11 protein-coding genes and 1 pseudogene are annotated in these 13,220 nt (G+C 54.4%); 8 read left to right on the forward strand and 4 right to left on the reverse strand.

The features are described from left to right. Window positions 1-500: 500 nt before the first annotated feature. Window positions 501-2,150 carry a winged helix-turn-helix domain-containing tetratricopeptide repeat protein gene (locus tag AB1E33_RS26565; RefSeq protein ID WP_372580237.1) on the forward strand — a complete coding sequence of 550 codons (1,650 nt, stop codon included), beginning with the start codon at window positions 501-503 and terminating at the stop codon, window positions 2,148-2,150. 208 nt (window positions 2,151-2,358) lie between these two features. Here the strand turns inward: AB1E33_RS26565 and AB1E33_RS26570 are convergent, their stop codons facing one another. Together AB1E33_RS26570 and AB1E33_RS26575 are read right to left on the reverse strand one after the other, a co-directional pair. After that, window positions 2,359-2,931, reverse strand: a complete 573-nt coding sequence (locus AB1E33_RS26570) for a tyrosine-type recombinase/integrase (protein ID WP_372580279.1) — start codon at window positions 2,929-2,931, stop codon at window positions 2,359-2,361. Between the two features lie 267 nt (window positions 2,932-3,198). Next, entirely contained in the window at window positions 3,199-3,732 is a 534-nt protein-coding gene (locus AB1E33_RS26575) for a DUF6647 family protein (RefSeq protein ID WP_372580238.1), read from the reverse strand. 109 nt (window positions 3,733-3,841) lie between these two features. Here AB1E33_RS26575 and AB1E33_RS26580 point away from each other — a divergent pair, with 109 nt between their 5' ends. Continuing rightward, entirely contained in the window at window positions 3,842-4,750 is a 909-nt protein-coding gene (locus AB1E33_RS26580) for a LysR substrate-binding domain-containing protein (RefSeq protein WP_372580239.1), read from the forward strand. Between the two features lie 223 nt (window positions 4,751-4,973). Here the strand turns inward: AB1E33_RS26580 and AB1E33_RS26585 are convergent, their stop codons facing one another. Then, window positions 4,974-5,945, reverse strand: a complete 972-nt coding sequence (locus AB1E33_RS26585; protein WP_372580240.1) for a LysR family transcriptional regulator — start codon at window positions 5,943-5,945, stop codon at window positions 4,974-4,976. Between the two features lie 77 nt (window positions 5,946-6,022). Between AB1E33_RS26585 and AB1E33_RS26590 the strand changes: the two genes are divergently transcribed. The 5 genes and pseudogenes from AB1E33_RS26590 (at window position 6,023) to AB1E33_RS26610 (ending at window position 10,622) form a co-directional block, all read left to right on the forward strand. Beyond that, window positions 6,023-6,313 carry an EF-hand domain-containing protein gene (locus AB1E33_RS26590; protein WP_372580241.1) on the forward strand — a complete coding sequence of 97 codons (291 nt, stop codon included), beginning with the start codon at window positions 6,023-6,025 and terminating at the stop codon, window positions 6,311-6,313. A 95-nt stretch (window positions 6,314-6,408) separates the two neighbouring features. Further along, on the forward strand, window positions 6,409-7,437 hold the full coding sequence (locus AB1E33_RS26595) for an alpha/beta hydrolase (RefSeq protein WP_372580242.1): 1,029 nt from the start codon (window positions 6,409-6,411) through the stop codon (window positions 7,435-7,437). Window positions 7,438-7,564: 127 nt separating this feature from the next. Beyond that, window positions 7,565-8,443: a hypothetical protein gene (locus AB1E33_RS26600; protein WP_372580243.1), complete on the forward strand. Its 879-nt coding sequence runs from the start codon at window positions 7,565-7,567 to the stop codon at window positions 8,441-8,443. A 523-nt stretch (window positions 8,444-8,966) separates the two neighbouring features. Further along, a pseudogene (locus AB1E33_RS26605) lies at window positions 8,967-10,154 on the forward strand (AMP-binding protein); the annotation flags it as partial. 135 nt (window positions 10,155-10,289) lie between these two features. Next, complete coding sequence (locus AB1E33_RS26610) at window positions 10,290-10,622, forward strand: AMP-binding enzyme (RefSeq protein ID WP_372580280.1); 333 nt, start codon at window positions 10,290-10,292, stop codon at window positions 10,620-10,622. Between the two features lie 268 nt (window positions 10,623-10,890). Here the strand turns inward: AB1E33_RS26610 and AB1E33_RS26615 are convergent, their stop codons facing one another. After that, a complete protein-coding gene (locus tag AB1E33_RS26615; RefSeq protein WP_372580244.1) occupies window positions 10,891-11,781 on the reverse strand; it encodes a LysR family transcriptional regulator in 891 nt (296 codons plus the stop codon). A gap of 92 nt (window positions 11,782-11,873) precedes the next feature. On the opposite strand from AB1E33_RS26615, the gene acdA reads away from it, so the two are divergent. After that, window positions 11,874-13,079 carry a 3-sulfinopropanoyl-CoA desulfinase gene (acdA, locus tag AB1E33_RS26620; protein ID WP_372580245.1) on the forward strand — a complete coding sequence of 402 codons (1,206 nt, stop codon included), beginning with the start codon at window positions 11,874-11,876 and terminating at the stop codon, window positions 13,077-13,079. Window positions 13,080-13,220 lie beyond the last annotated feature (141 nt).

Consider the following 13,220-nt stretch of genomic DNA (forward strand, 5'->3'; position numbering starts at 1 on the left):
GTCTTTCGCTGCGCTCGCAAGATCGTTCGCCATGCGAACTCACAGATCGCGGACCAAGCGGACCTTCGATCAGGTCAATTGTGTCGTATCTTACAAGCCCGAACGCGTCTAACCAGTAAACGGCACAAACAAGCACTTCACCTCGCGCCGCACCCCCTTGATGGCGGCCTCAGTTTCGCTCATCCAGGGCCGTGCTTCAGATCGCACGCAAGCATGGATTTTCCCGTCCATTGACGGTTGCAACCGCGGGTCACCGTAAGCCACGAGTTCAGCAACCCCTTCGACCCGAAAGCCGCCCCTCTCTTCTGTCACTTTGAGTCTGTTCTCCGAACAGTCGGTCTCCGGACAACATTTCGGTGGAATCCAATCCCCGGCAACCCCGGGCGGCGCGATCCAGGCCCAAATCACTGCACCCACGAGGGCGGCTTTGAAATTTGCAGGAATGGCATTAAAATGAATTATGGGTGTTGACATACCAGCACCTCGGACAATGTATAATCATGATTAAATTGACCGAAATTACTGATGAAAAGTCCCGAAACTCTCACGATATTTCGGCGAAATCAGATCAAGCGATTTTTCTGAACGGCAGGCGTTTCGATGCGTCGACCAAAACGCTTTTCGCCACCGACGGCGCCCCCCTGACGCTCAGAGCGCAATCGATGGAGGTCCTCGCTGCTCTTGTCGAGAATGAAGGCACACCGGTTACCAAGGAAAAGCTCTTTGAAAGAGTCTGGCCCGATGCCCATGTTACCGACGACAGCCTTGTCCAATGTATCGCCGACATCCGGCGTGCGCTGGGTGACGACGACAAGACGCTGATCCAAACCCTGCCCAAAATCGGTTACCGACTCGCAATATACGCACCGACACCGCGCGTGCGCCTCGGCGCCCTGCCGCTTGTCGCGGGCTGCCTGGCGATGATAGCGGCAGCCCTGTGGTTGGTTTGGCCTACGACAGAGACGCCGATACTGCCTGAAAAACCCCGCATCGCAGTTTTGGCCTTTGACGATTTCTCGACTGGCGACGACAAAGGCTATTTGTCCGACGCTGTTGCCGAAGGGCTCATTACCGAGCTGGCACGGTTCCCGGCCATGGGCGTTATTGCCCGCACATCGTCCTTTTCCTACCGTGATACCGCCGCCGACATAGATACCATCCGCGACGAGCTACGTGTTCACTATGTCCTTGAAGGCAGTCAGCAAAAATCCGGAAATCGCCTCAAAGTCACAGTCCAACTTATCGACACGCGGTCCGGGGACCACGTCTGGGCCGAAAGGTTCGACCGTGGACTTGAGGATTTCTTCGTCGTTCAGGAGGAGATCGTGCGCGCGGTCGCGGCGATCGTGAATGACATAGTGGTCTTCAGGCCGCTGCCCGAGAGCGATCTTGCCCAGGTCACAGCTTACAACTATTTCCGCCAATCCATCGGCAACCCCGACAGCCGCGAACAGGTCGAAAAGCGGCTTGAGCTGGGGCGCATGGCCTTGGAGGTCGATCCCGATTCAGTCTGGGGTTATCTCACCATGGGTTGGGGCCATCGCCACATGGCAGTCTTCTACTCGACACCTGAAGAAAAACCCGTCCACCTGGCCGAAGCTAAGAAATACGCGGATATGGCTGTGGAAATCGCACCTCAGAACTATATAGCCTATTGGTTGCGTGCGCGGGTCGAAGCTGAATATGGCGATCACAAAGCGGCGATCAATACTTATGATCAGGGCATCGCGGTTAATCCTTCTGCAGCTAACATGCTTGTCGGCAGCTCTTCTCCCCGCCTGTACATGGGTCAATTTGAGGACGCGCTTGCCATCATCGACAGTGCTTTGGAGCTTGATCCAAAACATACCAGTTGGTTCCACTGGCAACGCGCCTGGGCACTGTGGGAACTGGACCGATGCGAAGAAGCACTGGACGCGTTTGGCCGCATGTCCAAGATCCCCAACGCCGCACGGCGGATGCATGCAGCAACCCACGCATGTCTCGGGAACAAGGAAGAGGCCTCCGCTTCACTCAAGGTCTTTCTTGACGAAAACCCGAACGCAAATCTCAAGGATGAACGCGCGAAATCCGAAGTCACCTGGCCCAACCCGTCATCGGTCGAGAAATGGCTGAAACATATGGAAATCGCCGGAATGCCCGCGGAGTGAGTCCTCTTTCAGATGTTCGTGCCTTAACGCGGTTAGAACTTCTGCGAATCCAACCAACTCCTCAATAGAGCCGGTAAATCTACCCACTCGACTCACTACCCGGTGAGGAAATCACTTGTCCGCTTTGGTCTCATCCGAACCGCTACTGCGGCACGAATGTGGGTCCGGTCCGGGCTGGCGAACGGCAAGCGCCGCCCGCCAACGTGGTTCAGATGTCGATTTGCTCGGCAATGCTCAGCGCATCTTCAAGTTCGACGCCAAGGTACCTGACGGTACTGTCAACCTTTGTGTGTCCGAGCAGAAGTTGAACCGATTTGAGATTACCGGTTTTCCGATATATCTCCGCGGCTTTAGTCCGGCGCAGGGAGTGGGTGCCGTATCCACTGGGTTCCAGCCCGATAGAGGCAACACAATCCCGCACCAGTCGGCCATATTGGCGCGTTGAGATATGCGGGCGGTCATGAAACCGACTGGGAAGCATGAAACGGCAGCCGATCATTTCCGGTGATTTGATCCATGCAGCAATGGAACCCCGCGTGTTTTCAGAGAGTTCGAACTGAACGAGCCGCTTGGTTTTGCTCTGGATCACGGACACCCTTTCGCGGGCGAGATCATCCCTCACCAGGTCTGTGACGGACAGTTTCACCAGATCGCATCCGCGAAGTTTGCTATCAATTGCCACGTTAGACAGCGCAAGATCGCGCAGATTGTCCGCTAGTTCGAGCCGCGCGCGGATTGCCCAGACCTGCTTCGGCAACAGTGGCCGTTTCTGGCCTATGATCCGGCCCCTGTTCCAGGCTCAACGTTTCGGGGTAACAACGGGAAGTTGGACTCTTGGCATGGTCTGCCCTCCAACCCTCCCGCCAAGCCTAGACATCAGCACCGCGCTGACGCCTAAATTTTACCGGCGGTTTGAATAGCCGTTGTCCGGTTGTTTGTTCTTTGGGAAACGCCGCAGATGCATTGGGCCGGTTCGAGCCCAATTTGCGAAGTGCTGCGCTGCCTGCGAGTTTCGGCTTTCCCAGTGGCGACACAAAACTCACCAAAATCAGTCAGGATGAAAGTCGCGTCGATTGCACCCAGATTCTAATACGACCGCGATCCAGTTGACCTTTGCATGCAGGCCACGTTCGCGAAGCCAATTATCCTGAAGGCGATAGGCCGCCTCTTCCTGAGCACCGGGACAATAGTAGTGCCAGGCAACCTGTCGGGCATGTACGAGTTCGTGAAGGAGAACGCTTGCGTCGTGTGAATTTTTTCGGTCCCAGGGCAGTATCAGATAGATCGTTGACGATTCTGGGTCAAAGAGCCCCCGCGTTTGCACAAAACTGGACGCCGACGAGCCTTGAACGGATACCGCGTAAGACGCGCTAATGAATTCTATCGTCGGGCTTGTCTCCGGGCGTTGGAAGGCCGTGTTTTGATCGAGCCATGTGTCGAGCACCTCTACCAATTCTGTGATGCTGTCCGTGTTTCGCCATTCCGGTTCCGGATCGAGACGCACGATTGCGTCGGCCCAGGCAGAACCAGAAAACATCATCTGTGCCACCAACCAAAGGCCGGCGGGAGCAGGGCCAAGCATAACGCTCTCCATAGTCGTTTTTTGAAACTCTTTGAAAATATGCTAGGCTCGACACAAGGATCGCGCAAAAGACGATTTTTCATGTTGGCATGAAAGGAATTCACAACCTTTGGGACGAAAGCTTCCACCTTTTGCCGCAGTTCGTGCTTTTGAAGCGGCAGCCCGGCACTTGTCGTACACAAAGGCCGCTGACGAGCTTTGCCTTTCACCCTCTGCGATCAGCCATCAGGTCCGATCCTTGGAGGAATATCTCGACACCAAGCTGTTCGAGCGTTGCGACAATATGATGCAGCTAACCCTGACAGGGACTGCCTATGCGGGGAAAATGACGTCGCTTCTCGACGTCTTCGAGGTAAGCACCTTGGACGCCGCTGATACCGCAAACCAATCTCTTCGAGTTCTTTGCACGCCCGGTTTTGCAGCACGTTGGCTTGTGCCGCGACTCGACCGGTTTTCGGAACCATCGGCAATTCGGCTTCGCGTCTCTGTAGGCGCTCCATCGACAGACTTTCAGGCGAATGATGCCGATGTCGTGATCGGTTGGGCCGACGACCCCGTTGCGGGTGCCGAAGTTTTGCCTTTGATGCAGTCTGGTAGATATCCGGTTGCAGCTCCAAGCTTCGTAAGTGAGCACAGGATCAAGACACCGGCAGACTTGGCCAATGTCACATTGATGCACGACGAAACCATGGACCAATGGGCGGAATGGTTTGCCGCGGCTGGGGTGGAACCACCGAACATTCCATGTGGGCCGGAGTTTCCAAACTGTGAGCTTGCAACATCAGGCGTCGAACAAGGTCTCGGAGTCTCGCTTGCCTATGACATCATGGTTCGTGAGACAGTCGCGTCAGGTCGCCTCGTTCGCCTGTTCGAGGCGGTCACCTTGCCTTTCGTCATATACTCATTTGTATGCCAACGCAGCCGCGCGTCTGACCCATTGATTGCTGCGTTTCGAGAGTTTGTGTTCAACGAAGTCGAGGCCGACGGGCGACCGCCCATTGCTGTCGTCGCGGAGTAGTCAGAGTACTTTCCTCCAAAACAGCCATTGGAGCAAACGCAGCGAATGCTCACTTTGTCCGGGTTGTGTAAGTTCGAGCGGCTTCAGATTTTGCACATGCGGCGAATGTCGGCAATGCGGGCTGCGGCCGCAGCATATTGACCCATTGGCCAACGGCAGGAATGGGCCGGTCCTCGCATAGAAAAGCCTCTGCGAGACGGCATGAACGATGCGCCTTTGTTGATTACTCGACCGTCTCCGAAGCTCTTCCGAAGGACGTAGTCTGCTGCGTGACGGTCTGTTCGACCTCCTCTACAAACCAACGAATTGCTGGATTGAATTGCCCCCGCTCATGCCAGAGCAGGTAGTAGGGAAACTCCGCCCCTGACCTGAAGGGCACCGACACGATGCCGGAGAATGAGGAGAGTTGAGCACCCAAACGTGATGGAGCGGCTGCAACGGCGTCACTGTTTGCGACGTGGAAGGGCATGGAGGTGAAGAAAGGTACAGACAACATTGCCGGGTCACCATTGCTGGTCGCGCGCATGACAGTATCCGCGCGCAACCGATCAACTGTTGGGTAGCTGAATTCAATCTGTCGGTACGGTGTGATATCTGGTGGCTCCAGAAAACCCTTCTGCGCAGCAAGCTCATGCAATGGATGACCCTCACGTATGAGAAGGACGTAGCTGTCGGTAAAAAGTTTTTTGACAATCAGATCACCCTTCACTTTGAGCCCGGCGTAAAAGACAAAATCAATTTCGCCGTCCTGAATTGTCGAAAAACTGCCTGGTACCAACGGTGTTACATCCACTCTAACATGTGGCGCGATCGTCGCCAGCCGATCGACAAGCGGCCCAACGATGCAGGCCGCAGCATAGTCGGTACCAGCAATCCTAAAACGCCGACTTGAATGGGCAGGGTCAAACCGAGGTGGCAGAAATACCGCTTCGACTGCGTGGATCGCCTCAAGCACCGGTTCCTGAAGCGACAGGGCGTGATCCGTCAACTGATACCCTGCCTGAGTTCGGATTAACAATGGGTCGGCAGTCAGATCCCGAATGCGTGCAAGAATGCGACTTGCCGCGGGTTGACTGATCTCAAGCAGTTCAGCCGTTCGGGTTACGCTGCCAGTCTGCAACAGGATTCGAAGAAATCGCAAAACGCGAAAATCCATCGAAGCTAAATCAACATTCTGTTTTTGCATGACCAGCATGCTATTTGCGTCATTTTGATTATGTCAAGCTGCGTACATTTAGATCTCATCGAAATTGAACACAATGAGGAACCCCCATGAGATTTGTCCAGTTGGCTTTCACAGCCGGAGGCGTCGTTTTTGCGGCCGCCGTAGCCCATGCCGATGTATCGACCGAAACGCACGACCTGAACCAAGACGGAGTCGTGACGTTTGAAGAAATGCTTGAGTATCACCCTGCGGGAATTGATCGGACCCAGGAGTTTATAGATCGTCACAGAATTATTTTCGATGGCGCAGACACGAACGGTGACGGCGTCGTCGACGCGAGCGAAAACCAGGGTATCGGTGCCGGAAAGACGAAGGTCAAGGGCGCCAAGAAATCTTGAGGTACCAAGTCGTCAGCACCGAGGCTGATAGAACAAACGATGAATTCCAGCCTCAACAATGCACGTAATCCCCTGAGATTGAGGGAGAAGAAAATATGCACACAACCCGCCGAAATTTAGCTGGGCAGATTGTACTCTGGGGTGCCGCAGCAGCAATACCAGCAACCATACCTAAGTACGCCACAGCACAAACGAGTGCGTCTGGCATGTACGAGATACGCGATGTGACATTCCCCAGTGGCCCAGAGACGCTTGCAGGTAAACTCTTCCTGCCTGCAGGCGAGGGTTCGCATCCTGGGGTGACGATCATGGGACCCGTGGCATTTGTAAAAGAGCAATCACCAATTCAATACGCCACAAGGCTGGTGCAACAGGGCCTTGCGGTTTTGATCTTTGATCCGCGCAATCATGGCGCCAGTTCCGGCGAGCCGCGCCGGTTTGAATCCGGTGAGGCAAAGATCGAAGACCTTCGCGCTGCGGTCGATTTCGTTAGTGATCAGGATGGGATTGACCAAAGCCAACTCCATCTCCTTGGTATTTGTCAGGGCGTGAATTGGGCGATTGAAGCTGCGGCACAGGACGAGCGGGTCGCGTCGCTTGGAATTGTTGCCGGTCACTACCTGACCCCCGATACCGCGATCATGTATCTCGGCGATGCGACGTCGGTCGAGGCACGCATGAACCGGTCAGCAGCGGCGGCCGCGAAGTTCTCCGAGACCGGTACGGTGGACTATATTCCAATAGTCGGTTCCCCCGAAGCCCTGTTGACAGCCACGGCCGTCGCCGAGTGGTATCTGCCATGGGACAACGAAGCGCCGTGGTTTCTCCATCGCGGTGGTTGGGAAAACCGGATTACAGCAATGAGCGAAGCGGGAATTTGGGGCTGGCAGATCAGCGACGCGGCATCGCGCCTCACATTGCCGGTTCTCATGGTTCACGGTGACAAAGCCGCCAGCGGCCCGGATATTCCGAAGCGAATCTATCAACAGATCCCTTCGGCACAAAAAACACTTCACTGGGTCGATGGTGCCAATCAGCTTCAATTCTATGAGGACCCGCTGACCATCGACCGTGTCGTTGCGACTCTTGGTCCGTATTTCCGAGGTGAGCAGATCAACCTTTAACGCTGCCCCGATAGGCGGTGATCACGAGCCATCCACAAGTTCTGGTTCGTGATCAACCGAAATGGGCCACCCCCCTTGGCCTGGATGGCAGATAGTATCAGAGAAAGTTTTGACAATGATAAAATGCTTGAGCGCCTTGATAACTTTGACGATTGTTCAACCTGTTGCCGCGGAAGAGATCCTGGTCAGTGGCCTGCCGTCCTTCACCGAAGCAATCCTGCCTTTGGGGGCAGACGTCTACGCGATTTATATTGGCCCTGGCGGACCTGGTGAAGAATTTGGGTCCCAAGAAACCAATGGCGGATTATATAAACTCGGACCGAGCGGTGCACATGTGAGCATCACTCTTTCCGATGGCGAAGGTCTCCGCAATCCCACTGGGTTGGTTGAACTAGGCGATCAAATCGTCCTTGTGGATGGCAATCAAGTCATCTCTCTTTCCCATGAAGGCGAGGTCAATTGGCGCAAGAGCCACGACGAAGAAGGTGTCTTCTTCTACGATATCGAAGTGCTGAACAATGCTACATTGCTTGTCAGCGATTTTGGGCGTGGAGGATTTGTCACTGTGTCGGCAAACACCGGTGATATTCAACCGGCTCTGGATGATGTCCAGATCAATGGTCTTGCCAGATTCGAGATTACCGACGACCAAATCTATGCGGTGTCATGGGGTGCTGATGACGCTTGGGATAGCGCTGTTTATCGTATCTCGGGTTTAGATGAAGCCGGCCTGTCAGAAAAGCTGGCGGGCGGATTTGGAAATCTTGAATCCATTGAGGTGGTAGGTGGAACGGTGGTTGTCGGCGGTTACCGCGGGCATCAAAACCACCAGGCATTCAAGCTGATGAAGTTGGACACTGAAGGCGGAGTACATTCACTCGATGCAGGGTCAAATACCCACGGCGTATCTGATATCTACTCCGACGGTCATTCCGTTTGGTTGAACTTTTTCTATGATGAGGCTTATGCCAAGATTCCTGCAAAGCACTTTCTGTCTGGTAGCTAAACGCGGTTTGAACGATAAAATGTGGCACATTGCCGTTTTGTACCGCGAACCGAAGGTTGACGCAGGTTGCAGCGTACGGTCGATTTGGAAGCTGCCGAAGTCGGCTTTTTCGAATACCTGCAGTCGGGGAATCTTTGAATATTCAGCGATGCAGGCACGAAAGCAATTCTGGACGCTCTTCTCCTTTTCAACGGCTGTTACATAGGGATTCAAAGCCCCGCGCAACTATTTTTCGTCCCTTGTAAATGCTGACCCATTCACGAATGGCTGGTTCAACGGGCCGCACTGCGGCAACCTGTAGCCATGGTCAATGTCGGAAATGGGCCGCTGGTGTCGCCAACTGAAGCCGAAATTGTGCAGATGCCGCGCAACACCCGATGGCGGCTGCAAACCCAAACCGAGCTTTGATCCGGGACCAATGGACCACTAGTGGCGAGCAGATGTTCGCGTAATCTCCAACGTGGAAATTCGACCGATTTGAGTGCAAGGTAATTTAGGGCTGCATTTGGAGGAATACGTTTTGATGGAATCGAGTTCTGACTCTGGGACTTCCCCCGAATACTCCAAAACGGTGGAGAACTTTGACCTGGACCTCGCAAAGTCTGTCTTTTTCGGCAATTTCAGCGACGGGATCAATGCATGCGTAGAATGTTGTGATGCCCATTTGCAGGGCAATCCCCTGGCTTTGAACTGGATTGCATTGGACGGGCACCATGAGACCCGCGACTTTATAGAGTTGCGCGATGAGGCTGCGCGGTTCGCCAACTTGCTGAAGAAACAAGGCATCCAACCCGGCGACATCGTGGCGGGTCTGTTGCCGCGCACCCCGGATCTCGTGACAGTTGTTCTCGGCGCCCTCCGAGCTGGCGCGGCCTATCAGCCCTTGTTTACAGCCTTTGGGCCCAAGGCCATTCAGGACCGTTTGACCATGAGCGGAGCGAAGCTGGTTGTGACCGACGCCGCGAACCGCAAAAAGCTCAACGGAGTGGAAGGTTGTCCGCCTGTCGCGATGATAGTGGATACGCGACAAGGGGTTGTTGGGGGAGACATTGATTTCCGCCGGGCAATGGCCTCGCAATCGCCTGAGTTCGTCCCGGTATTGCGGAACGGCGATGATCTGATGTTCATGATGGCGACCTCTGGAACTACAGGTCCCGCAAAAGGGGTGCCCGTGCCCCTAAAGGCACTGCCTGCCTTTCGATCTTACATGGTCGAAGGGATCGGCCTGCGGCATGAGGATGTTTTCTGGAACATTGCCGATCCGGGCTGAGCCTATGGTCTATACTATGCGTTGATCGGCCCGCTCCTATTGGGACGTGCAACCACTCTGGTCGAAGGGCCATTCACAGTGGACAGTACATATGACGTGATTTCGAGATTAAATGTGACTAACTTTGCAGGCGCGCCTACTGCGTTTCGACTAATCATCGCCGCCGGAACCGAGCGCGCGTCACAGCTGCGCGATCAGATCCGGTGCATCAGCAGCGCAGGTGAGCCACTGAACCCCGAAGTCATTCGCTGGTTCGAGACCGAACTGAATGCGCCGATCAAAGATCACTGTGGGCAGACCGAAACGGGTATGCTGGTGAATAACCATCACGGGCTCGAACATCCGGTTCGCCCGGGATCGGCCGGCTATGTTATGCCGGGATACAGGGTCGAGGTTTTGGCTGAGGATGGCAGCATTGCCGATCTCAATGAGCCAGGTCAATTGGCCGTGAAAATCGCGGATTCGCCTCTCTTGTTCTTTAGCGGCTACCTGAATAAGGGCAACAAATCGATCGAGAACGGATATTATCTTACTGGGGACACGGTTGAGCGGGATGAACACGGATGTATCACCTTCGTGGGGCGGAACGACGACGTTATCACCTCTTCGGGTTATCGCATCGGTCCGTTTGACGTTGAAAGCGCTCTGATCGAACATCCCTGTGTGACGGAAACGGCTGTCGTAGGTGTTCCGGACAAGGAACGGACAATAGTGAAAGCGGTAGTCGTACTTGCGGAGGGCACAGAAGGTAATGAGGAGTTGGCTGCAGAGTTGAAGGATTATGTCAAACAACGCCTTTCTGCACACGCCTATCCTCGGCTTATCGAATTCGTCAAAGAACTGCCGAAGACACCCAGCGGCAAGATTCAAAGATTCCTGCTTCGACAAGCGAGTGTCGGCGCCACGTGATTGAGCCTCTCGAAGGCTAGCTCCGTCGTTCAACTAACGGCAATTCTGCTGGGCATCGAATGGCGACTTAGTCCGGATAGTGTTGAAAAACTCGAAAATTCTGCTTCCTCATTTTTCCGCCAAAATCACTTGAATCAGAACAGTCGATACCGCATGCCCAGAACAGGCCATGAACTACCCTCTCAGACTAGGGCAAACATCTTGCTTTTGTCATCTGCATGTTTCTTGTTCGGGCGTTGCTGGCGATACACCAAACGATTTGAGCAGCTTAAATTTCCGCGTTTTCCAGACCGGTTATGCTGGCCTCAAGCAGTGTCTTCAGCTTTGGGCGCCATATTTCAGTCAGAGCGTCTTCGCGTGTCACCAGCGAAATATTGCGAAACAGCGGCTGCGGCTTGCAAGGCAGGACAAGAACCTGATCAGCCCCATACCGCAATACGTCTGTTTTCGGCAAAAGCGCGTATCCGATCCCGTTTTTTACGCAGTTTACGATGGCTTCGATACTGTCCAGGGTAATCACTCCCTTCGACTTCAATTGCATCTGATCGAGGTATTGGGCGATCAGTTTTCCGATGCCCGACGATGGGATGAAGTGCAAAAAAGGATGGGTCGCAGAAAGTTCGGCCAATCCTTTCGCCTTGCTGTCCAACGGTGCCGCGACCACCATTTCTTCGCGAACCAATGTTTCGCAGCAAAGTTCAACTGTCGCGTCCGCAATTTCAGTTACAATTGCCGCATCCAGTTGACCGTTTCGGACCTGTTCGCACAAATTCTCCGACAATCCGGTGCTCGTGTTCAACCTTGCCTTAGGAGCCAGCTGCTCTGCGGTTCCGAGAAACAGGGGCAGGATGCGGGCAGCAGCAGAGGGGACAAACCCGATCCGGTAAGTTCCGGTCAGTTGATCTGTGGGCACACATCTTGATTTCAGAACTGAGTAAGCGTCGACTATTGTCTTGGCGTCCTGAGTAACCCGTACTCCCAGTGGCGTCAGCTTGGGCGGCCGATACCGACGATCGAATAACGTTGCGCCAAGCTCTTCTTCCAGCGATTTCATCTGCATGCTGACCGCAGACAGCGTCATGTTGCGCACTTCTGCGGTTCGGGAGAATGAGCTGTGCTGCGCAATCGCAACCAATGTTTCAAAAGCTGAAATCTGCATAAATTCAATTAAACTTAATCTAAACACAAAGTAAATTAGATTGAAAGCAACATGTAAACCCTCACATAATTGTGAGCAGAGAGGATGACCCAATGCTCGACCAGGGAACAAAGACGTATCAGGAAATCGCCCGTGAACTGGCCCCCGGATTTGCGGAACGCGCCGGTCACTGGGACGAATCCCGCACCTATTGCTGGGAGAACGTGCGTGAACTGACCGACGCCGGACTTATGGGCATGACGATCCCTTCCAGGTTCGGTGGGCCCGGAGCCTCATACCTTGATGTGGTTTTGGCCGTCGAAGAAATCGCCAAAGTCTGTGCGCTGAGTGCCCGGATTGTCGTCGAGGCCAATATGGGTGGCATTAGCGCAGTCATGGCCTATGGCACAGATGAACAACGTGACTTCGTGGCCCCGCTTGTCCTGTCTGGAGACAAGCCTGCAATCTGCATAACAGAGCCCAACGCCGGCAGTGCCGCAACCGAGATGCAGACAACGGCCCGACGCATTGGCGGAAAATACCTGATCAACGGCACAAAACACTGGATCACTGGTGGCGGCGTTTCGAAACTCTACTTGATTTTTGCGCGTGTTCTGGATGAAGACGGATCCGATCTGGGGATCACCGGTTTTCTGGTTCACTACGATCCCAAAAACGGTATCGCGCCCAAAGGGTTCGATGTGGTTGGCCGCGAACGGACCATGGGGCTGTGCGGAATGCCTGAAGCGGAACTTCGCTTTGCCGATCTGGAAGTTGATAAGCGTTTCGCTCTGATAACTCCTTCTGGGATCAAGCGCGGCTTTGCGGACCTGATGACCGCCTATAATGGCCAGCGCGTCGGGGCCGGAACGGTTGCCATGGGGATTGCAGCGGGGGCGCTGGAGCATGCAAAAAGATCCCTGCGCGAGCGTCATCAATTCGGTCGCCCGTTGCAGGAGTTCCAGGGTCTTCAATGGATGTTTGCAGATATGGACACGGCGGTCCATGCGTCGCGTCTGATGCTGCTCGACGCCGCGAGGACCCTTGGGTCGACTGGATTTCCCGACATGATGATGGCGGCCCGGGCAAAGGCCTTTGCGGCTGAACAGGCGATCAAAGTCGTCAATGATGCCCTACAGATATTTGGTGCGCGCGGGTATGGCGCACAGGAGCCGATCGAGCGTATGTATCGCGACGTGCGCATGTTCACCATCGGTGGTGGAACCGCTCAGATCCTGAAAACTCAGGTTGCTGGTGCTTTGTTGAATATCAAAACACCTCAAACCAGAGATGGTTACGCAAAGCTGGCCACGAGCTGATAGCTTGCGACCGCAGCGGCTGCGAAAGTTGGGCGTCGTGAGGTACCCGACGCAGATACAATGTCAAACCCGAGGCTGATTTCGATCACAATTTGCAGATGCTGCAAAGTGGTATTGCCAAGTTGTCTGGCGTTTCGAAGA

The sequence above is a fragment of the Ruegeria hyattellae genome, assembly GCF_041537925.1.
Taxonomy (GTDB): Bacteria; Pseudomonadota; Alphaproteobacteria; order Rhodobacterales; family Rhodobacteraceae; genus Ruegeria_C.